This is a genomic window from Streptomyces sp. NPDC088400 (genome assembly GCF_044753355.1).
Classification (GTDB): domain Bacteria; phylum Actinomycetota; class Actinomycetes; order Streptomycetales; family Streptomycetaceae; genus Streptomyces.
Window position 1 is genome coordinate 108,453 of record NZ_JBIVMZ010000006.1, and the last position, 21,208, is coordinate 129,660.

Consider the following 21,208-nt stretch of genomic DNA (forward strand, 5'->3'; position numbering starts at 1 on the left):
CGACTGCCCTTGTCCCTGAAGAGACCCCGGGCCTCCCTGCGGGCCGGACGGCGATCCCTGTGGCGCCCACCCGCCGGACCCGTGCCCGGATCCCTGGGAAGGCGGCAACGGAGCCCCCACTGCGTGCTGCATCCGGTGCCACTCCGTCTCGTGCGACTGACGCTGGTCCGCGGCCCCAAGTGCCGGTCGTCGCAAGGGACGTCACGCTGACGATGCCCCCGCGGCGACACGACCCGGGCCGCGCATTACCGAACGGTACCGCCCCCGGCCGCCACAGTGGGAACGGCCGGGGACCTCTCAGCGTGCCCGGTCAGCCAGTCAGTTCCTCCGCGAGGGCACGCAGTGCCAGCCGGTACGAACCGATTCCGAAGCCCGCGACCGTGCCGCTGGCGACGGCCGCGACCACCGAAGTGTGCCGGAACTCCTCGCGTGCGTACGGATTCGAGATGTGCACCTCGATCAGCGGCGCCGTGCGCTGCGCCGCCGCGTCCCGCATCCCGTACGAGTAGTGCGTGAACGCGCCCGGGTTGAGAACGACCGGAATCGAACTGTCCGCGGCCTCGTGGAGCCAGCGGATCAGCTCCCCCTCGTCGTTCGTCTCGCGTACGTCGACGTCGAAGCCGAGCTCCTTGCCGATCGTCCGGCAGGCGTCCACCAGACCGGCGTACGAGGTCGCGCCGTAGACGTCCGGCTCACGCGAGCCCAGCCGGCCCAGATTGGGCCCGTTGAGGACGAAGACCCGTCGGGTCACGCCGACACCTCCCCGTACGCGGCGAGCAGTACGGCCGGGTCGGGGCCCTCCAGCACGGTCGGCTTGGCGAGCCCGTCCAGCACGATGAAGCGCAGCAGGTTGCCGCGCGACTTCTTGTCGACCTTCATGGTCTCCAGCAACTTGGGCCACTGGTCGCCGCGGTAGGTCAACGGCAGCCCGACCGACTCCAGGACGGCACGGTGCCGGTCGGCGGTCGCGTCGTCAAGTCGCCCGGCGAGACGGCCCAGTTCGGCGGCGAAGACCATGCCGACGGAGACGGCCGCGCCGTGCCGCCACTTGTAGCGCTCGTTCTTCTCGATGGCGTGCGCGAGGGTGTGGCCGTAGTTCAGGATCTCGCGCAGACCGGACTCCTTGAGGTCGTTGGAGACGACCTCGGCCTTGACCCGGATGGAGCGCTCGATCAGCTCGGCGGTGTGCGGACCGGAGGGCGTACGGGCGCCCTCGGGGTCGGCCTCGACCAGTTCCAGGATGACCGGGTCCGCGATGAACCCGGCCTTGATGACCTCGGCCATACCGCTGACGTAGTCATGGACACCCAGCGAGTCCAGCGCCGCGAGGTCGCAGAGCACCCCGGCGGGCGGGTGGAAGGCGCCGACGAGGTTCTTGCCCTCGGCCGTGTTGATGCCCGTCTTGCCGCCCACCGCCGCGTCGACCATGGCGAGCACGGTCGTCGGCAGGGCGATCCAGCGCACTCCGCGCAGCCAGCTCGCCGCGACGAATCCGGCCAGGTCGGTGGTTGCTCCGCCGCCGACCCCGATGATCACGTCGGTGCGGGTGAAACCGGTCTGGCCGAGCGCCTTCCAGCAGTAGGCCGCGACCTCGGCGGTCTTGGCCTCCTCCGCGTTGGGCACCTGGATCACCACGGCCTCGTACCCCTGGTCCGCGAGGTCCTGGCGCAGCGCCTCACCCGTGCCGGCGAGGGCCTCCGGGTGTACGACGGCGACGCGCCGGGCCTGCGGGCCGATGAGAGCGGGCAGCTCCCCCAGCAGCTGCCGGCCGACCAGCACCTCGTACGGGTCGTGTCCGGCCGTGCCGCCGACCTGGATACGGGTGACTGCCTGGTCCGTCATGCGAGGTTCTCCTTGCCGGGATTTTCTTCGGGTTCCGCACCCGGGACGTGCTTCAGCCCCAGCGCGTCGAGGACGGCCTCGGCGACCTGCTCCGGGGTGCGGTCGTCGGTCGTGACGACCACCCGGGCCACATCCGTGTAGTGATGGCGCCGGGCCTCCATCAGCAGCTTCCACTGCTGGCGGGGGTTGACCGCCAGCAGCGGGCGGGCGGTGTTCAGCCCGACACGCCTGACCGCCTCGCCGACCTCCATGGTCAGGAACACGACGGGCAGCCCGGTGAGCAGCTCGCGGGTGGACTCGTCCAGGACGGCGCCACCGCCGAGTGCCAGGACGCCGGGATGCTCGGCGACCGCCACCCGTACCGCTTCCCGCTCCAGCGCGCGGAAGTGCGGCTCGCCCTCGTCCACGAAGATGTCCGCGATCGGCTTGGACTGGGCGGCGACGATATCGGCGTCGCTGTCGCGGAAGCCCGTGCCGAGACGCTCGGCGAGCAACTCGCCCACGGTGGTCTTGCCGACGCCCATCGGGCCGATCAGTACGACGACGGGTCCGTTCACAGCGTCCGCCCGTCCGTCGGAATCGGCCCGCTCATCGGCCCGCTCACCGGATCGAGAGGTTGTCGAGGTACGAGCGGACGTTGCGGCGCGTCTCCGCGACGCTGTCGCCGCCGAACTTCTCGGCGACCGCGTCCGCGAGAGTCAGCGCGACCATGGCCTCGGCGACGATCCCGGCGGCCGGCACGGCGCACACGTCGGAGCGCTGGTGGTGCGCCTGCGCCGCCTCGCCGGTGGCCACATCCACGGTGGCCAGCGCGCGGGGCACAGTCGCGATCGGCTTCATCGCGGCCCGTACGCGCAGCAGTTCGCCCGTGGTCAGCCCGCCCTCGGTGCCGCCGGAGCGGCCGGAGGCGCGCTTGATTCCCTCGTCGGTCGCCAGGATCTCGTCGTGCGCCTGCGAACCGGGGACGCGCGCCAGACCGAAGCCGTCACCGACCTCGACGCCCTTGATGGCCTGGATGCCCATCAACGCGGCGGCGAGCCGTGCGTCGAGCCTGCGGTCCCAGTGGACGTGCGAGCCGAGCCCGACCGGCACGCCGTACGCCAGCACCTCGACCACGCCACCGAGCGTGTCGCCGTCCTTGTGGGCCTGGTCGATCTCCGCGACCATCGCCTCGCTCGCGTCCGCGTCCAGGCAGCGCACCGGGTCGGCGTCGAGCCGTGCCACGTCGGACGGGGTCGGGTACACGCCGTACGGGGCCTTGGCCGCGGCCAGTTCGACCACGTGGGACACGACCTCGATCCCGGCGGTCTCCTTCAGGTACGACCGCGCCACGGCGCCGAGCGCGACCCGCGCGGCGGTCTCCCGGGCGCTGGCGCGCTCCAGGACCGGCCGTGCCTCGTCGAAGCCGTACTTCTGCATCCCCGCGAGATCGGCGTGACCGGGCCGGGGCCGGGTCAGCGGAGCGTTACGGGCCAGCTCGGCCAGGACGGCGGGGTCGACCGGGTCGGCCGCCATGACCTGCTCCCACTTGGGCCACTCGGTGTTGCCCACCATGATCGCGACGGGCGATCCCATGGTCAGGCCGTGCCGTACGCCGCCGAGGAAGGTGATCTCGTCCCGCTCGAACTTCATCCGCGCGCCGCGACCGTAGCCGAGACGCCGCCGGGCCAAGTGGTCCGCCACCATCTCCGTGGTGATGGGCACACCGGCGGGAAGACCCTCCAGCGTCGCCACGAGTGCGGGTCCGTGCGACTCCCCCGCGGTCAGCCAGCGCAACCTGCTCAACGGTGCTCCTCGATACTCGCGCCTGGAACTGCAATGGCGCGACCGGGTGCGCGGCCCTGGCCCGCCATGTCCGATCCTCCCACGGCCGACACCGCGAACCGGCCTCCGGTCCAGTGGGCGGACGATGTCCAAGACATCTCAGTGGGCTTCGAGGGCCTGTTCCCCGGCCTTGCGCATCGCCGCGAGCGGTGCGGGCGAGCGGCCCGTCATCTGCTCGACCTGCTGAACCGCCTGGTGCACCAGCAGATCGAGGCCGGAGACGACCGCGCCGCCGCGGGCCGACCAGGCGGCGGCAAGGGTGGTGGGCCAGGGCTCGTACAACACGTCGAAGAGTGTGCCGACCGTGTCCGGGACGGCGGCGGCGAGGCCGTCGGTCGTCCCGGCCGGGGTGGTGGCGATCACGAGAGGGGCGCGCAGCGCCTGCTCCGCCGTCTCCCACCGGGCGATCCGGACATCCACGCCGAGCCGTTCGCCCCAGCCGCGCATCTCGTCCGCGCGCGCCTCGCTGCGCACATAAGCGGTGACCGGCCCCGTGCAGACGCGGGCGAGCGCGGCGACGGCGGACGACGCGGTCGCGCCCGCGCCCAGGATCGCCGCGGACTCGACACGCTCCACCCCCCGCTCACGCAGCGCCGTGATCATGCCGGGGATGTCGGTGTTGTCTCCCGTGCGCCGTCCGTCGTCACCGAAGACGACCGTGTTGACCGCCTCGACGGAGGCCGCGGTGTCCGTGACCTCGTCGAGCAGCGGGATGACGGCCCGTTTGAGCGGCATGGTCAACGACAGACCGGCCCACGAGTCGTCGAGTCCGGCGAAGAAGCCGGGGAGCCCGGCCTCGTCCACTTCGAAGCGGTCGTACGACCAGTGGCCGAGGCCGAGTTCCCCGTACGCGGCACGGTGCAGCACCGGGGAGAGGGAGTGCGCGATCGGCGATCCGAGGACCGCCGCTCGCCTGCGTGCGCTCACTTGTTCTTGCTTTCCTTCTCATACTCTTGCCGGTTCAGTTCGTGCTCCTCGTTGGTCTCGGCGAACAGCGTCTTGTCCTCGGTCACCGAGACGAAGTAGTACCAGGGACCGGGTGTCGGATTGAGCGCCGAGTGCAGGGCTTCCGATCCGGGATTGGAGATGGGCCCGGGGGTGAGTCCCTTGATGTCGTACGTGTTGTACGGATCCTTGAGCCGTCGCAGATCATCGACCGCGCCGATGTCCAGCCTGCTGGTCGCCTTGATGTAGTTGACGGTGGAGTCGAACTCAAGGCGTCCGACGGTCTCCGTGTTGTCGGGCTTCAGGCGGTTGTAGACGACCCGCGACACCTTGTCGAAGTCGTGCTTGTACTTGCCTTCCTTCTGGATCAGGCTCGCGACGGTGATGAGCTGGAGCGGGGACTTCAGCCCCAGCTTCGTGGCCTCCGCCTCGAGATCCTGCTTGCTGTACTCGGCCTTGGCCCGGGACACCATGTCCTTGAGGAGGGCTTCCGGCTTCATGCCCTTCTGGACCGGATAGCTCGCCGGGTACAGGAAACCTTCCAGCGGATCCTTGATGGCCTTGTTGTCGTTGGCCCAGCTCGGCAGACCCAGATTCTTCGCCTGCGCCTTGGCGACGTCCGCGGTCTCGCCGCTCTTGATCCCCAGCCGCTTGTCGATCAACTTGTAGATGTCCGTGTTGCGGGTGCCCTCGGGGATGATCAGCGCGTTGCGGCTGCTGGGGCTGAGCATCTTCTTTACGGCATTCGCCGCGGACATCTCCTTGCGGAGCAGGTAGACGCCCGCCTGGATCGCATTGCCCCGCGGGTTGGCCTTCTGCGCGGCGACGAACGCGCGCTGGCTCTTGATCACATCGTTCTTCACCAGGATCGCGGCGATCTCGTAGCCGCCGGCCCCCTGCGGGATCTTCACCTGGACCTCGCCGGATCCGGCGCCCTCGTAGTCCGGGGCGGGGCCGAACCGCTCCGCCAGGAACTGGTAGCCGACATAGCCGACGCCACCGACGCCACCCACGAGCACCACGGAAAGGATCAGACACGCGGTGCCGTTGCGGCTCTTCTTCTTTTTCTTGGTCTTGCCCCGGCCGTCCCGGCCGTTGCCCTTGCCGTCCTCACCCGGGTCCGCGTCATCCTCGCCGTCGTCGCGGCCGTCGTCCGTGAAGAAGGGGTGGGTCTCCTTCTGCGGCTCGTCGTCCCACTCGTTCGCCGGCTCCGGCTCGGGCTCGGCCCGGCGCTGGGTGGGCGGCTGGGGCGGCGGATACGCGTCGGGCGTGCCGTAGAAGTCCTGGTTCTCTCCGTAGGCACCGCCCTGCCGGCCGTCGTCGTACGGGGGCGCGGGCTGCCCGGCGTACGGCATCGTGGCCTGCTGGCCGGTGTCCCAACCACCGTTGTACTGCGGGTCGTTGTACTGCGGCTGCTGCTGGGGATCGGTGTACTGGGGCTGCTGCTGCGGATCGCCGTACCGGGGATCGCCGTACTGGGAATCGCCGTACTGGGAATCGCTGTACTGGTGAGGGGCGTACTGCCCCTGTCCGCCGAGCTGCTGACCGCCGTGCCGCTGCTCGTCGTACTGCTGCTGCGGGTCGCCGTACTGAGGCTGCTGCGGCTGGTACTGCTGCTGGTACGGGTCCTGAACACCCCCGTACTGCGCCTGCGTCTGCGGCTGCTGCGCGTACTGCTGCTGTGGCTGCCCGCCGTAGGGAGCGTGGCCGTCCACGGCCTGCTGCGCTCCCCACCCTTGCTCCCCGTACAAGGGGTCTTCTGGGTGCCACGGTTCGGAGCCGGGGCCCCGGCCATAGTCAGTCATCGATCCCCTTGGGCCGCGAGGCAGCGGGCACCGATCGCGAGGGCCGGGTTCCGTTTCGCCTCTTTGCTGTGCGGTAGCTGTTCGAACACCACATCGCGCGGAACGTTACCGTATCGCGATCAGATGACCACTTAGACGCCCTCGCCCGGGGCTTCGCCAGAGGCTCTTTCGGCCTCCAGTGCACTCTGGAGGATGACGACCGCCGCCACTTGGTCGATCACGGACCGGCCCTTCTTGGATTTCACCCCCGAAGCGCGCAATCCCTGACTCGCCGTCACTGTGCTCATACGCTCATCGACCAGTCGTACGGACAGGGGCGCGATCCCCCGCGCCACTTCCTGTGCGAACAGACGTACCTTCGCGGCGGCCGGTCCCTCGCCCCCGTTGAGGGAGCGCGGCAGGCCGATCAGGACTTCGATCGGCTCGTATTCCTCCACGATCTGGCGCAGCCGCCGGTGGGCGGCCGGGACATCACGTCCCGGCACGGTCTCCACCGGCGTGGCGAGGATCCCGTCGGGGTCGCACGAGGCGACCCCGATACGGGCGTCCCCGACATCGATCGCGAGACGACGTCCTCGCCGCATGCGGGATCAGGCCGTCTCGGCGACGAGGCGCTCGACCGCGGCGACGGCGTCCCCGATGGCGTCCGGGTTCTGGCCGCCGCCCTGGGCGACGTCCGGCTTGCCGCCACCGCCGCCGCCGAGGGTCTTGGCGGCGGTACGGACCAGGTCACCGGCCTTGAGTCCGCGTCCACGGGCGGCCTCGTTGGTGGCGATGACCGTCAGCGGACGGCCGCCCGCCGTGGTGAACAGGGCCACGACGGCCGGCCGGTCACCGGGAATGCGGCCGCGGACGTCGAGGACCAGCCTGCGCAGGTCGTCGGCCGAGGTGCCGTCCGGGACCTGGCCGGTGACCAGGGCCGTACCCCGTACGTCCTTGGCGCTGTCGGCGAGTCCGGCGGCGGCGGCGAGGACCTTCTCCGCGCGGAACTTCTCGATCTCCTTCTCGGCGTCCTTCAGCTTGGCGAGCATGCCGGAGATCTTCTCGGGCAGCTCCTCCGAGCGGCCCTTGACCAGCTCCTGGAGCTGGGCGACGACGGTGTGCTCCTTGGCCAGGAAGTTGTAGGCGTCGACGCCTACCAGGGCCTCGATGCGTCGTACACCGGAGCCGATGGACGACTCACCGAGCAGCTTCACCAGGCCCAGCTGGGCGGTGTTGTGGACATGGGTACCGCCGCACAGCTCCTTGGAGAAGTCGCCGATGGTGACCACACGGACCCGCTCGCCGTACTTCTCGCCGAACTCGGCGATGGCGCCCTGCTTCTTGGCCTCGTCGATGGACATGACCTCGGCCTGGACGTCCAGTTCACGGGCGAGCACTTCGTTGATCTTCTGCTCGACGTCGGTGAGGACCGTGCCGGGTACGGCGGCGGGCGAGCCGAAGTCGAAGCGGAAGCGGCCCGGCGAGTTCTCCGAACCGGCCTGGGCGGCCGTCGGGCCGAGGGCGTCGCGCAGCGCCTGGTGCGTGAGGTGCGTGGCGCTGTGGGCGCGGGCGATGGCGCGGCGGCGGGTGAGGTCGATGGAGGCGTAGGCGGAGGAGCCCACGGTCACCTCGCCGACCTGCACGGTCCCCTTGTGCACGGAGACACCGGGGACCGGCTGCTGGACATCGCGGACCTGGACGACGGCACCGGTGTCGAGGCGGATCCGGCCCTGGTCGGCGAGCTGGCCGCCGCCCTCGGCGTAGAAGGGGGTGCGGTCGAGCACGATCTCGACCTCGTCGCCCTCGGTGGCGGCGGGTGAGGTCACTCCGTCGACGAGCAGGCCGACGACGGTCGACTCGCCCTCGGTGGAGGTGTAGCCGGTGAACTCGGTGGAGCCGCTGTCGTCGGCGACCGCACGGTAGGCGGAGAGGTCGGCGTGGCCGGACTTCTTGGCCTTGGCGTCGGCCTTGGCCCGCTCCCGCTGTTCCTTCATCAGACGGCGGAAGCCGTCCTCGTCCACGGACAGGCCCTGTTCGGCGGCCATCTCCAGGGTGAGGTCGATCGGGAAGCCCCAGGTGTCGTGGAGCAGGAAGGCCTTGTCACCGGAGAGGACCTGGCCGCCGGAGGCCTTGGTCTCGGTGACGGCGGTGTCGAGGATGTTCGTGCCGCCCTTGAGGGCCTTGAGGAAGGCGGCCTCCTCGGCGAGGGCCACGGTCTCGATGCGCTTGCGGTCGGTCCGCAGCTCCGGGTACTGCTCGCCCATGGTCTCGATGACCACGTCGACCAGCTCGGCGACGACCGGCTCGGTGGCGCCGAGGAGGCGCATGTTGCGGATGGCGCGGCGCATGATGCGGCGCAGCACATAGCCACGGCCCTCGTTGCCGGGGCTGACACCGTCGCCGATGAGCATGACGGACGTACGCATGTGGTCCGTGACGACCCGGAGGGAGACGTCCGAGCCGGCGTCGGTGCCGTACCGGACCCCGGTCAGTTCGGTGGCCTTGTCGATGACGGCCATCGAGGTGTCGATCTCGTACAGGTTCCGCACGCCCTGGAGGATCATGGCGAGGCGTTCGAGGCCGAGACCGGTGTCGATGTTCTTCGACGGCAGGTCACCGAGGATCGGGAAGTTCTCCTTGTCCTCGCCGGGGCCGCGCTCGAACTGCATGAAGACCAGGTTCCAGATCTCCACGTACCGCTCGTCGTTGACGGCGGGGCCGCCCTCGACACCGAATTCGGGGCCGCGGTCGTAGTTGATCTCGGAGCACGGACCGCAGGGGCCGGGGACCCCCATGGACCAGAAGTTGTCCTTCTTGCCCAGCCGCTGGATGCGCTCGGCCGGTACGCCGATCTTCTCGCGCCAGATCTGCTCGGCCTCGTCGTCGTCGAGGTAGACGGTGATCCAGAGCTTCTCCGGCTCCAGGCCGTAGCCGCCGTCCGCCACGGAGCTGGTGAGCAGCTCCCAGGCGTAGGCGATGGCGCCTTCCTTGAAGTAGTCGCCGAACGAGAAGTTGCCGCACATCTGGAAGAACGTGCCGTGCCGGGTGGTCTTGCCGACCTCTTCGATGTCCGGTGTACGGACGCACTTCTGCACGCTGGTGGCGCGCGGGGCGGGCGGCTTGACCTCGCCGAGGAAGTACGGCTTGAAGGGCACCATGCCCGCCGGGACCAGCAGCAGAGTCGGGTCGTCCGCGATGAGCGACGCCGAAGGCACGACGGTGTGCCCGCGCTCCTCGAAGAAGCTCAGCCAGCGGCGGCGAATTTCAGCCGACTCCATCAGTGGTCCTCATTCCGGTTGTGCGGGTTGTAGGAGTGCGTGGTCCGGGCGGACCGGGGGTGTTCGGTCCGCTGCTCGATGGCGGCGAGCCGGCGCGGTCCGGGAAGCGCGGGGTCGGCCGGTGCGTCCAGGCCGAGTGCCTCGCCCAGTTCCGCCTCGCGCCGGACCATCCCGGTCCTGACGTCAACAGCGAATTCCCGGACCTTGTGCCCGACCTTGTGCCCGGTGTCGAGTGCCTTGTTCGCGGCCTGCGCCGCGAGGCTCTCCGGGGTCAGCTGCCTGAGCTTGCGGTTGACCTTGGTGGTGGCCCAGACGCCCGCGGCCGCGCCCGCGGTGAACCAGAACGTACGGCGGAACATCGCTGCGTCAGCCCTTCTTCTTCCTGCGTCGCGCGGACGGCAGCGTGCGGCCGACGACCACGGTGCGACGGGGCGCCGGTCCGGCTGCCTCGTTCCCCTCGGCCAGCGCTCCCCTGCGTCCCATGGCCTGGCGTACGCCGTAGCCGAAGGCCGCGACCTTGACCAGCGGGCCGCCGAAGGTCGAGGCGACCGTCGTGGAGAGCGCCGAGGCGTTCGAGGTGACTTCCTGGACGTCCGTCGCGATGGCGTCGACCCGGTCGAGCTGGGTCTGCGCGGAGCGGACCGTCGCCGACGCGTCGGAGAGCAGAGGGACGGCCTGTTCGGTCACGTCCGCCACGAGTCTGGTGGTCGCCTTGAGCGTCTGGGCCAGCCTCACCAGCACCACGGCCAGGAAGGAGACCAGAATGGCCCAGAACACGGCCACCAGGATCCCGGCAACCTCTCCACCGGTCACGCCGCACCGCTCCCTGATCATCGACGGTCATCTGGAAAGCGACTGGAAAGTCGTCTCCCGACCCTATCGCGCCGACGGTCACGTCCCGTACCGCATTACGGTTGCCCGGTGCGGCAGTTAGCGGGAAGGACTGTACGGAGTGCTGCCACGTGAGTACTCTGCGTGTCCCATGCGACGGTCCTTCCGCTCCGGCCCCTCTCCCGACGAGTCCCCGCGGGTTCCGGGCGATCTCCCCGCCGAGCTGAACCACTTCGTGGGGCGTGACGACGAACTGTCCGCCCTCACGCGACACCTCGACGCGTCCCGGCTGGTCACGGTGGTGGGGGTCGGCGGAGTGGGCAAGTCCCGGCTGGCCCTGCGTGCCGCCGATGTTCTGAGGAAACGCTACTGCGACGGTGTCCGGCTGGCCGAACTCTCCGCCCTGCGCGCCCCGGAGCTGCTGGAACACGCGCTCGCCGAAGCCCTCGGCCTGACGGACCACACCAGCAGGTCCCCGCGCGAGGTGCTCATCGAGCATCTCGCGACGCGCGGACCGCTGCTGGTGCTCGACGGATTCGAGCACATCGTGGACGTGTGCGCGGAGCTGGTACGGGAGTTGCTGCGGCGGGCACCGCGACTGCGGGTCCTCGCCGTGGGCCGGCGTCCGCTGCGGGTGGAGGGCGAACTGACGTACATGCTCGGGCCGATGACGGAGACCGACGCGGTCCGGCTCTTCACCGACCGGGCCGCCGCCGGCTGCCCGGACCTCGCGCCGTCCCTCGTGCCGCCCCTCGCGCAGGACGACGCCGTACGGACGTTGTGCCACCGCCTCGACGGGATCCCGCTCGCGCTGGAACTGGCGGCCGGACGGCTGCACGCCCTCTCGGTCCAGCAGCTGCTCGACCGGATCGACGACCGCTTCCGGGTTCTCACCGACGGCAGGCGGGGCGGGCCGGCCCGCCATCGGACGCTCAGGACCGCGATCGGCTGGAGTCATGAGCTGTGCACCCCGCCGGAACGCCTGCTGTGGGCGCGGCTGTCGGTCTTCGCCGGGCCGTTCGACCTGGAAGCGGCGGAGTACGTGTGCGGCGGGCCCGAACTGCCGCCGGAGGATGTCCTGGACGTGCTCGCCGAGCTGATCGCCCAGTCCCTGGCCGTCCGCGAGGAGACACCGGCGGGGGTGCGCTACCGGATGCTGGACACGGTCCGGGCGTACGGCGCCGAGTGGCTGGACGCACTGGAGGACACCGGCCGGCTGCGCAGGCGGCACCGCGACTGGTACATGGGGCTCGCGACCTGGTACGAGCTGGACTGGTTCGGCCCGCGCCAGGCCGAGGTCGCGGCCGGTACGGAGAGCGCGCTGCCCAATCTGCGCGCCGCGCTGGAGCTGTGCCTGGAGACGCCCGACGAGGCCCATCTGGGCCAGCATCTGGCGGGCACGCTCTGGTTCTACTGGGCCGGCTGCGGCCGGCTGACCGAGGGCCGGCGCTGGCTGGACCGGGTGCTCGCCCTGGACTCCCCTTACGACGAGTCGCGGCTGAAGGCCCTGTGGGTGCTGGGGTACGTGGCGGTCCTCCAGGGCGACAACATGGCGGCGGTGGGCGCCCTGCACGAGTGCCGGGAGGAGGCGGCGCGTACGGACAACGAGCCGGCGCGCGCGTACGCCGTGCACCGGCTGGGCTGTCAGGCGCTGCTCTCGGACGACCAGCCCCGCGCCGAACGCCTGCTGCGCGCGGCACTCGCCTCGTACCAGGAACTGGGCGAACTCAACAGCAATGTGCTGATGTGCCAGACCGAGCTGGCCACGTGCCTGGTCCTCCAGAACGATCTGGACGCGGCCGTCGCGCTGTGCGCGGAGGTGCGCCGGATCTGCGAGGACAGCGGCGAGCGCTGGGCCAGGGCGTACGCGCTGTATGTGCTGGCGTACGCGGCCTGGGCCCGGGACGCGTACGCCGAGGCACGCGCGCTGGCCGCGGAGTCCCTCGCCATCCACCACGGGTTCAACGATCTGGTGGGGCTGGTGACGGCCGTCGAGCTGATGGCGCTGGTGACGGCGAGCCAGGGCGATCCGGCGGAGGCGGCGGTCCTCCAGGGGGCCGCGTCCCGGCTGCGGGCATCGGTCGGACCACCGCGGTTCGGGTCCGTGTTCTTCAGCGCGCCGCGCGCGCGGTGCGAGCGGCAGGCGACCGAGCTGCTCGGTACGGAAAGGTACGAGGCGTACGAGAGCGAGGGGCGCGGGCTCTCGACGGACGCGGCCGTGGCGCGGGCACTCGCCGGACGCGGGCCGTCCGTCGCCCCGCCGCGCCGGCCGTCCGGCACGGGCCGGCTCCCCCGGAGAACGCGGAAGCCCGCCGGCTCCCCCACCGGAAACGGCGGGGAGGCGGCGGGCTGAAGCGCTGTTGAGCGACTTCGCCTGCGTCAGCGGGCGTAGTACTCGACGACCAGCTGCTCGTCGCAGATGACCGGGATCTCCTTGCGCTGCGGGTCACGGTCCAGGCGGAACGCCAGGGCCTTCAGGTTGACCTGGAGGTAGCGCGGGGTCTCACCGTCGGTGTCGTAGCCACCCTCACGCGCGACCTGGAAGGGAACCTTCGCACGGCTGCGCTCGCGGACCATCACGACGTCGTCGGGACGGACGCGGAAGGACGGCTTGTCGACCTTGCCACCGTTGACCTCGATGTGGCCGTGAACGACCATCTGGCGGGCCTGGTAGATGGTGCGGGCGATGCCCGACCGCAGGACCAGGGCGTCGAGGCGGCGCTCGAGCTCGACGACCAGGGCCTCGCCCGTCTTGCCCTCGGCCTTGCGGGCGCGGTCGTAGGCGCGGGCCATCTGGCGCTCGCTGATGTCGTACTGGGCACGCAGGCGCTGCTTCTCGAGCAGACGAACCTTGTAGTCACTGTTCTGCTTGCGTCCACGACCGTGCTCGCCCGGCGGGTACGGACGGGCCTCGAAGTACTTGACGGCCTTCGGCGTCAGCGCGATACCGAGCGCACGGGACTTCTTGACCTTGGGACGCGACTGGTTAGGCACGTTCTCCAGACCTCCGTTGTAGGTTAGGTTAGGCTCACCTTACTCAAAGGAGATCGCATGTCTCGCCCTGGGAACACCACACGCATCACAGACAGTCTCGACGCACAGGGCGCCGACTCGACGGAGGTCCGATCAGCTCATGGTCAGCCGCGTCCCAGCGGGCTTGAAATCGATCGGATGCCGTCAGCAGCCGAGCGCACACGAACTCTCGTACAGAGTACATGCTCATCCGTCCTGATCATTCCGGGCCTGGACGGGGCACTGCCGTACCAGCCGATGCCCGATTCACGGCATATCGGGCCCGACGGCGAGGTGTTCCTCGTCTTTCCCCCCGACTCCCCGGCTGTACGGGCCGCCACCCACGCGCAGGACGACGAACTGAACGCGGTGCTGGAGGTGACGGACGTCGCACCGGTCTCCGTACCTCACCGGATCAGGGGCCGTGCCTGGCTCTCCGGCTGGCTCACCCTCGAACAGGGGCGGGCCGAACCCGGCCGCACGGTGCTGCGCCTGGAGATCGGCGAGGCCTGCGTGGACGACCTGTGGGGCGCCGAGTCCGTGGAGCCCGAGGAGTTCGCCTCGGCCTCGCCGGACCCGCTGGTGGAACACGAGGCGGAGCTGCTCCAGCATTTGCACTCCGCGCACAGCGCCGAGGTCCAGACGCTGCGCGGGCTGCTCGGAGAACGGGCCGACGGGATCTCCGGAGCCGCGACCGCGGCCGTGCCCGTCGCACTCGACCGCTTCGGACTGCGGGTGCGTTTCACCGGCGTCCAGTGCTTCGACGCCCGCTTCGACTTCCCCGAGCCGGTGAAGGACGTGAACGAGCTGCGCCGGGCCATGCACGCCCTCTTCGACGCGGCCGCTCGCTGAAGCGCCGGGGCCACTGACGCCCCGTCGCCCACAGCACGCAGCACGCAGCACGCAGCACGCAGCACGCAGCAACAGTCACGGAGGCCGAGCGACGCGCGGGGAAGACCCCGGCGCTGCTTTGCGGACACGACCTGACAACCGGTTCAGGCGCCGTCCCCGCGCAGCCGCTCGCGCACCTTGTCGACGACATCGGCATAGCGGGCTTCCGCGCCGTACCGCGTGGGCTCGTAGTACCGCCTGCCGCGCACCTCGTCGGGGGCGTACTGCTGAGCGGCGATTCCGCCCGGCACATCATGCGGATAGATATAGCCCTGGGCATGACCGAGTTTGGCCGCGCCCTTGTAGTGGCCGTCGCGCAGATGAGTGGGAACGGATCCCGCCAGGCCCTTCTTCACATCCTCCAGAGCCGCCGAGATCGCCGTCGTCGCCGCGTTCGACTTGGGCGCGAGGGCCAGCGCGATCGTCGCGTGGCTGAGCGTGAGAGCGGCCTCGGGAAAGCCGATCATGGCCACGGCCTGGGCGGCGGCGACCGCGATCGGCAGGGCCGTCGGGTCGGCCAGACCGATGTCCTCGCTCGCCGAGATCATCAGCCGCCGGGCGATGAACCGGGGGTCCTCCCCCGCGTCGATCATCCGGGCCAGATAGTGCAGCGCGGCGTCCACATCGGACCCGCGGATCGACTTGATGAGCGCGCTCGCCACGTCGTAGTGCTGGTCGCCGTCCCGGTCGTACGCCACCGCCGCCCGGTCGACCGTCTCCTCCACCGTCTGGAGAGAGATCTCCTTCTCGCTCTTGTCGATCGCGGCGCCGGCCGCTGCCTCCAGCGCGGTCAGCGCGCGCCGGGCGTCACCGCCCGCGATCCGCAGCAGATGCGCCGCGGAGTCCTCGGGGAGGGTGACCGCACCGCCGAGCCCGCGCTCCTCCGTGAGCGCCCGGCTCAGCAGATCGCTCAGATCGCCGTCGGTGAGCGGCTCCAGCGTGAGCAGCAGGGAGCGGGAGAGCAACGGGGAGATCACCGAGAAGTACGGATTCTCGGTGGTGGCCGCGATGAGCGTGACCCAGCGGTTCTCCACCGCGGGCAGCAGGGAGTCCTGCTGGGCCTTGCTGAAGCGGTGGATCTCGTCGAGGAAGAGGACGGTCTCCTTGCCGAAGCCGCCGGAGGCCCGACGGGCTCCGTCGATCACGGCCCGTACTTCCTTGACCCCCGCGGTGATCGCGGAGAGCTCGACGAAGCGCTTGTTGGTCGCCTTGGAGACGACATAGGCGAGGGTCGTCTTGCCGGTGCCGGGCGGGCCCCAGAGGATCACGGACGAGGGGCCCGCGGGGCCGCCGCTTCCCTCTCCCACCAGTCGGCGCAGCGGCGACCCGGGCTTCAGCAGATGCCCCTGTCCGACCACTTCGTCGAGGACACGCGGGCGCATCCGGACCGCCAGGGGGCTGCTGGACGGGTCCTTCTCCTGGCGGTCTTCCGCCGCTGCGGTAAAGAGGTCGGGCTCCACGTGTGAAGCCTATGCCAGGGCACTGACAACGCCGTCCCCGCCGGTGGGAGCTGCCAGGGAGGGCCCGCCAGGTCCCCCGGTGCAACGGCCGGCTCAGCTGGTCCAGAAGTCCCACCAGCGGGTCAGGATCAGCATCCCGATGATCCCGATGTGCAGCACCGGAAGCACCCAGGTGAACTCGTCCAGGAAACCGCGCAGCCAACCCGGCGCGGGCAGCATGCCCTGGCGGACGTTGTGCGAGGTGACGTACCAGAACATCAGGATCGTGCCGACCCAGGCCAGACAGCACCACAGACACAGCGAGTTGATGCTGTACAGCGACTGGTACTGGAGCCAGGCGCAGAACCCGACACCGAACAACATGCCCGCGTTCAGCCCCAGCCAGAACCACCGCCGGTAACCCGCCCCCGCCAGCAGGCCCATACCGACACCGACGACCACCGCGTACGCCGCCAGTCCCAGCATCGGATTCGGGAAACCGAACACCGACGCCTGCTCGCTCTTCATGATGTTCCCGCAGGACACCACCGGATTCAGACTGCACCCCGGAGTGAAACCCGGATCCTCCAGCAGCTTGAACTTGTCAAGAGTGATCACCCACGCGGCCAGCAGCCCGGCCGCACCCGTGACCACCAGCAGCAGCGCGAACGCCCGCCCGCCGCCGACCGCGCCCACATCGCGCGTCTCCTTCCGGCCGGAGGAGATGTCGTCGTCAACCGCCGCACTCTTCATATCGCCGTTCCATCACTCTGAGGCCTGCAGGGGCACGGTCATTCTGCCGCACCGAGCCCCGCGCCCACCGTTCGCCGGAGATAAGTACGTACGGAGAAGGGCCCGGACGATCACCGTCCGGGCCCCCTCCGTACGCCGGGCTCAGCCGAGCAGTGACCGCAGTTTCCCGACGATCGCGTCCAGCGCGACCGCCTCCTGCTCGCCGGTCTCCATGTCCTTGAGCTGCACCGCGCCGTCGGCGAGGTCCCGCTCACCGGCGACGATCGTGTAACGCGCGCCCGACCTGTTGGCGGACTTCATCGCGCCCTTGAGGCCCCGGCCACCGAAGGCGAAGTCCGTGGCGACACCCGCCTTGCGCAGTTCGGTGACGACGGCGAACAGCCGCTTCCTCGCCTCCTCGCCGAGCGGTACCGCGTACACGCTGGTGGCGGGCGGGATGTCGAGCTCGATGCCCTCCGCCTCCAGCGCCAGGACCGTACGGTCCACGCCGAGCGCCCAGCCGACGGACGGGAGTTCAGGGCCGCCGATCATCTCGGACAGCCCGTCGTAGCGGCCGCCGCCGCCGACCGCGGACTGGGCGCCGAGGCCGTCGTGGACGAACTCGAACGTGGTGCGCGTGTAGTAGTCGAGGCCGCGTACGAGCTTCTCGTCGTCCTCGAACACCACGCCCGCCGCGGTCAGCAGCTCACGTACCTCTTCGTGGTAGCCCTTGCACGCGTCGCACAGGTAGTCCCGCAACAGCGGGGCGCCGACGAGTTGTTTCTGTACGTCCGCGCGCTTGTCGTCGAGGACCCGCAGCGGGTTGATCTCGATACGGCGGCGGGTCTCCTCGTCCAGGTCGAGCGCGCGCAGAAAGCCCTGGAGCGCCTCGCGGTAGACGGGGCGGCACTCCTTGTCGCCCAGCGAGTTGAGCAGGATACGGAAGTTGCGCAGGCCCAGCGAGCGGTACGCCTGGTCGGCCAGGATGATCAACTCGGCGTCCAGCGCGGGGTCCTCGGCACCGATCGCCTCGGCACCGACCTGCGAGAAGTGCCGGTACCGGCCCTTCTGCGGACGCTCGTAGCGGTAGTACGAACCCGAATACCAGAGCTTGACGGGCAGGTTGCCGGCCTTGTGCAGGTTGGCCTCCAGCGCGGCGCGCAGCACGGAGGCGGTGCCCTCGGGGCGCAGCGCCAGCTTGTCGCCGCCCTTGGTCTCGAAGGCGTACATCTCCTTGGAGACGATGTCGGTGGACTCCCCGACACCGCGCGCGAACAGCTCGACGTTCTCGAAACCGGGCGTCTCGACATAGCCGTAGCCGGAGTTGCGCAGCGGCGCGGAGATCGCCTCGCGTACCGCGAGGAAGGTCGCCGAGACCGGCGGAATCAGGTCGTAGGTGCCCTTGGGGGCCTGAAAGGTGCTCATGGGGATCGCTGCGTCACATTCCTCGTCGTGGAGCGGCACTCGGGCCGCTTCCCTGGCCACCGGCGCCGGGTCCGGTGCTTCCCGGTCGGGTTCCCCCGGGAAGCACAGCCCTGAGATAGGGGTTGGTGGCGCGCTCGTGGCCGATGGTCGTCTGGGGGCCGTGGCCGGACAGCACCACGGTCGAGTCGTCGAGCGGCAGGCACACACGGCCCAGCGACTCGAGCATCTCGGCCTGGTCGCCGCCGGGCAGGTCGGTGCGTCCGACGGAGCCGGCGAACAGCAGATCGCCCGAGAAGAGGACCTGCGGGATGTCCCCGCCCGTCGCCTCGGGCATTCTGAAGGTCACCGACCCCTTGGTATGGCCGGGCGCGTGCGCGACCGCGAACTCCAGGCCCGCCAGCGCCAGTTCGGCTCCGTCGGTCAGCTCCTGGACGTCGTCCGGCTCCCCCACGGTGAGCTCGCCCATGAGCGGCATCCCGATCGAACGGCCGAGGGCCTTCTCCGGGTCGCTCATCATGAACCGGTCCGCGGGGTGGATCCACGCCGGTACGTCATGGGCTCCGCACACCGGGACGACCGAGGCGACATGGTCGATGTGGCCGTGCGTGAGGATGACCGCGACCGGCTTGAGCCGATGCTTCTTCACCGCGTCCTCGACGCCCTGGGCGGCCTGATGGCCGGGGTCGATGATCACGCACTCCTCACCGGCGGCGGGGGCGACCAGATAGCAATTGGTCCCCCAGGCCCCGGCGGGGAAACCGGCAATGAGCACGATCGTCCTTATATGTCGTGGGTCGGGAGAATGCAGCAGATCAGAGCCTACCGGCGCTCCTCAATCCACAGCGAACCCATATACCGTACGGGGCTAGGAGTGGGCTGAAGATCCAGTCGGGAACGGCACGGATCTTCAGTGCGCCCCTGGGGGCCTGCCCGTCGGATCGTGGCCGGACAGACCCTGGTCAGGCCGGACAGGATCACACCCATGAGGAGAAGACCCGGTGGTCAACAGCGATCAGCGGCGGCGGCAGCTCGCCCGGGAGAAGTTCGAGCGGCAGCAGCAGCGCCGGACCGAGGCCCGCAGGAAGGCGAAGCGCCGCAATGCCATCATCGCGTCCACGCTGGCCGTGGTGCTGGTCGCGGGCGCCGCGGCGTACGTCTCGATCAACATGTCCGACTCCGGCAAGAGCGACGCCGCCGACGCGGAGTCGAGCCCCTCGCCCTCGCCGTCGGCGAGTGAGAGCAGCGCGCCCGAGCCGAAGATGACGATCGACAAGTCGGCGAAGTACACGATGTCGCTCGCCACGAGCCAGGGCGACATCTCGATCGCGATGGACGCGAAGAAGACGCCGCACACGGTGAACTCCTTCAAGTCGCTCACGGACAAGGGCTACTTCGACCGCACGAAATGTCACCGACTGGTCACGCAGGGCATCTACGTGCTCCAGTGCGGCGACCCGAAGGGTGACGGGACCGGCGGCCCCGGCTACACGATCGCGGACGAGAATCTGACCGCTCTCGGCAAGGCCGGTGCGGACGGCTCCGTCACGTACCCGGCCGGGACGGTGGCGATGGCGAATACCGGCCAGCCGCACACCGGCGGCAGCCAGTTCTTCCTGGTTTACAAGGACACCAAACTCCCGCCCAGCTACACCCCGTTCGGGACGATGGACGCCGACGGACTGAAGGCGGTGAAGGCCGTGGCGGAGGCCGGAGTGGCGGGCGGTCAGGGCGACGGTGCGCCGAAGAAGACGGTCACCGTGAAGAAGGGCACGGTCGACAAGGCGTGACCCTCTGAATTTCGGCCGCGCTGAGTGCGGACAGCCGGGCGGCCGGTCGCCTAGATTGGCGTTGTGCAGGGCGGGCGCGGCCCGCCCCAGGAAACTGTGGACGATGCCCGGGGGCCACACCCCCGACGGGCATCAGGTGGAGGAGGCGCTGTGAGCAGCGACCCGTGGGGCCGTGTCGATGAGACAGGCACCGTGTACGTGCGGACGGCCGAGGGCGAGCAGGTCGTCGGATCGTGGCAGGCTGGCTCCCCGGAGGAGGCACTGGCCTATTTCGAGCGCAAGTACGAGGGCCTGGTTGTCGAGATCGGCCTCCTCGAACGGCGGGTGAAGACCACCGATCTGTCCGCGAAGGATGCGACGATCGCCATCGAGCATCTTCGGGGCCAGGTCGACGAGCACCACGCCGTGGGCGATCTCGACGCGCTGCGCAAGCGGCTCGACGCGCTGGTGGCGACGGTCGACTCGCGCCGCGAGGAGCGTAAGGCGCAGCGGGCGAAGCAGACCGACGAGGCGCGCCACGCCAAGGAGGCTCTGGTCACCGAGGCGGAGGAGCTGGCGCAGAGCGACCAGTGGCGGTCGGCCGGCGAGCGGCTGCGCGCGCTGGTGGACACCTGGAAGGGCCTGCCGAGGCTGGACCGGAAGTCCGACGACGAGTTGTGGCACCGCTTCTCGCATGCCCGCTCGGCGTTCTCCAAGCGCCGTAAGGCCCATTTCGCCGCGCTGGACGCGCAGCGCGAGGACGCCCGTAAGGCCAAGGAGAAGCTGGTCGCTGAGGCCGAGTCGCTGTCCGGCTCCACGGACTGGGGCGGGACGGCGGCCCGCTATCGCGAGCTGATGACGGACTGGAAGGCGGCGGGCCGCGCCCAGCGCGAGGCCGAGGACGATCTGTGGAACCGCTTCCGCGGTGCCCAGGACGTCTTCTTCGCCGCCCGCGGCGAGGTCTTCGCCGAGCGGGACGCCGAGCAGACCGAGAACCTCAAGCTCAAGGAGGAGCTCGCGGTCGAGGCCGAGCGGCTGGTGCCGGTCAAGGACCTCAAGGCGGCCAGGGCCGCGTTCCGGTCCCTGAACGAGCGCTGGGAGGCCATCGGCCATGTTCCGCGCGACGCCCGGCCCAAGGTCGAGGGCCGGATGCACGCGGTGGAGCGGGCGCTTCAGGACTCCGAGGAGAACGAGTGGCGCCGGACGAACCCGGAGGCGCGTGCGCGTGCCGAGGGTCTGACGGGGCAGCTCCAGGCGGCCGTCGACAAGCTGCGCACGCAGATCGACACGGCGCGCGCGGCGGGCAACAACTCCAAGGCGGACAAACTCGCCAGGGAGCTGGAGGGACGCCAGGCGCTGCTGGACCAGGCGCTCAAGGGGCTCCACGAGTTCGGCGGCTGAGACCGTAGCGGTACGCGAAGAGGGGCTCCCCGTAC

Annotated in this window: 19 protein-coding genes; 4 read left to right on the forward strand and 15 right to left on the reverse strand. The window is 70.0% G+C overall.

Features of this window, described 5'->3' with window-relative positions:
• Positions 1-310 precede the first annotated feature (310 nt).
• The 10 genes from aroQ to ACIQD6_RS16965 form a co-directional block, all read right to left on the reverse strand.
• Positions 311-751, reverse strand: a complete 441-nt coding sequence (gene aroQ, locus ACIQD6_RS16920) for a type II 3-dehydroquinate dehydratase (protein ID WP_401883138.1) — start codon at positions 749-751, stop codon at positions 311-313.
• Positions 748-1,842 carry a 3-dehydroquinate synthase gene (gene aroB, locus ACIQD6_RS16925; protein ID WP_401883139.1) on the reverse strand — a complete coding sequence of 365 codons (1,095 nt, stop codon included), beginning with the start codon at positions 1,840-1,842 and terminating at the stop codon, positions 748-750. The genes aroQ and aroB overlap by 4 nt, the downstream gene beginning before the upstream one ends.
• The gene (locus ACIQD6_RS16930; protein ID WP_401883142.1) at positions 1,839-2,399 is read right to left on the reverse strand and encodes a shikimate kinase; all 561 of its coding nucleotides are present in this window, start codon (positions 2,397-2,399) and stop codon (positions 1,839-1,841) included. Before ACIQD6_RS16930 ends, aroB begins: the two co-directional genes overlap by 4 nt.
• 43 nt (positions 2,400-2,442) lie before the next feature.
• Complete coding sequence (gene aroC / locus ACIQD6_RS16935; protein WP_401883144.1) at positions 2,443-3,627, reverse strand: chorismate synthase; 1,185 nt, start codon at positions 3,625-3,627, stop codon at positions 2,443-2,445.
• 138 nt (positions 3,628-3,765) lie between these two features.
• Positions 3,766-4,593 (reverse strand): shikimate dehydrogenase, encoded by an 828-nt coding sequence (locus ACIQD6_RS16940; protein ID WP_401883146.1) that lies wholly within the window; start codon positions 4,591-4,593, stop codon positions 3,766-3,768.
• Complete coding sequence (gene mltG, locus ACIQD6_RS16945; RefSeq protein WP_401883148.1) at positions 4,590-6,416, reverse strand: endolytic transglycosylase MltG; 1,827 nt, start codon at positions 6,414-6,416, stop codon at positions 4,590-4,592. The genes ACIQD6_RS16940 and mltG overlap by 4 nt, the downstream gene beginning before the upstream one ends.
• Positions 6,417-6,547: 131 nt before the next feature.
• Positions 6,548-7,000 (reverse strand): Holliday junction resolvase RuvX, encoded by a 453-nt coding sequence (gene ruvX, locus ACIQD6_RS16950; RefSeq protein WP_401883150.1) that lies wholly within the window; start codon positions 6,998-7,000, stop codon positions 6,548-6,550.
• 6 nt (positions 7,001-7,006) lie between these two features.
• On the reverse strand, positions 7,007-9,676 hold the full coding sequence (gene alaS, locus ACIQD6_RS16955) for an alanine--tRNA ligase (RefSeq protein ID WP_401883151.1): 2,670 nt from the start codon (positions 9,674-9,676) through the stop codon (positions 7,007-7,009).
• On the reverse strand, positions 9,676-10,035 hold the full coding sequence (locus tag ACIQD6_RS16960) for a hypothetical protein (protein ID WP_401883152.1): 360 nt from the start codon (positions 10,033-10,035) through the stop codon (positions 9,676-9,678). The genes alaS and ACIQD6_RS16960 overlap by 1 nt, the downstream gene beginning before the upstream one ends.
• Before the next feature lie 7 nt (positions 10,036-10,042).
• Positions 10,043-10,489, reverse strand: coding sequence for a DUF948 domain-containing protein (locus tag ACIQD6_RS16965; protein ID WP_401883154.1), 447 nt, complete (start codon positions 10,487-10,489; stop codon positions 10,043-10,045).
• A 169-nt stretch (positions 10,490-10,658) separates the two neighbouring features.
• Here ACIQD6_RS16965 and ACIQD6_RS16970 point away from each other — a divergent pair, with 169 nt between their 5' ends.
• Entirely contained in the window at positions 10,659-12,860 is a 2,202-nt protein-coding gene (locus ACIQD6_RS16970) for an ATP-binding protein (RefSeq protein WP_401883157.1), read from the forward strand.
• 26 nt (positions 12,861-12,886) lie between these two features.
• Here the strand turns inward: ACIQD6_RS16970 and rpsD are convergent, their stop codons facing one another.
• Entirely contained in the window at positions 12,887-13,501 is a 615-nt protein-coding gene (gene rpsD / locus ACIQD6_RS16975) for a 30S ribosomal protein S4 (RefSeq protein ID WP_401883159.1), read from the reverse strand.
• A 177-nt stretch (positions 13,502-13,678) separates the two neighbouring features.
• Between rpsD and ACIQD6_RS16980 the strand changes: the two genes are divergently transcribed.
• Entirely contained in the window at positions 13,679-14,371 is a 693-nt protein-coding gene (locus ACIQD6_RS16980; RefSeq protein WP_401883161.1) for a DUF2470 domain-containing protein, read from the forward strand.
• 143 nt (positions 14,372-14,514) lie between these two features.
• Here the strand turns inward: ACIQD6_RS16980 and ACIQD6_RS16985 are convergent, their stop codons facing one another.
• The 4 genes from ACIQD6_RS16985 to ACIQD6_RS17000 form a co-directional block, all read right to left on the reverse strand.
• Positions 14,515-15,870 (reverse strand): replication-associated recombination protein A, encoded by a 1,356-nt coding sequence (locus ACIQD6_RS16985; protein ID WP_401883163.1) that lies wholly within the window; start codon positions 15,868-15,870, stop codon positions 14,515-14,517.
• Positions 15,871-15,963: 93 nt separating this feature from the next.
• Positions 15,964-16,602, reverse strand: a complete 639-nt coding sequence (locus ACIQD6_RS16990) for a vitamin K epoxide reductase family protein (RefSeq protein WP_401883166.1) — start codon at positions 16,600-16,602, stop codon at positions 15,964-15,966.
• Positions 16,603-16,743: 141 nt separating this feature from the next.
• Entirely contained in the window at positions 16,744-18,006 is a 1,263-nt protein-coding gene (hisS, locus tag ACIQD6_RS16995) for a histidine--tRNA ligase (RefSeq protein ID WP_401883169.1), read from the reverse strand.
• A gap of 13 nt (positions 18,007-18,019) precedes the next feature.
• Positions 18,020-18,778 carry an MBL fold metallo-hydrolase gene (locus ACIQD6_RS17000; RefSeq protein WP_401883171.1) on the reverse strand — a complete coding sequence of 253 codons (759 nt, stop codon included), beginning with the start codon at positions 18,776-18,778 and terminating at the stop codon, positions 18,020-18,022.
• 226 nt (positions 18,779-19,004) lie between these two features.
• Here ACIQD6_RS17000 and ACIQD6_RS17005 point away from each other — a divergent pair, with 226 nt between their 5' ends.
• Both ACIQD6_RS17005 and ACIQD6_RS17010 read left to right on the forward strand, forming a co-directional pair.
• Positions 19,005-19,793: a peptidylprolyl isomerase gene (locus ACIQD6_RS17005; protein ID WP_401883173.1), complete on the forward strand. Its 789-nt coding sequence runs from the start codon at positions 19,005-19,007 to the stop codon at positions 19,791-19,793.
• A 150-nt stretch (positions 19,794-19,943) separates the two neighbouring features.
• Positions 19,944-21,173 carry a DUF349 domain-containing protein gene (locus ACIQD6_RS17010; RefSeq protein WP_401883176.1) on the forward strand — a complete coding sequence of 410 codons (1,230 nt, stop codon included), beginning with the start codon at positions 19,944-19,946 and terminating at the stop codon, positions 21,171-21,173.
• The last annotated feature ends 35 nt before the right edge of the window (positions 21,174-21,208 follow it).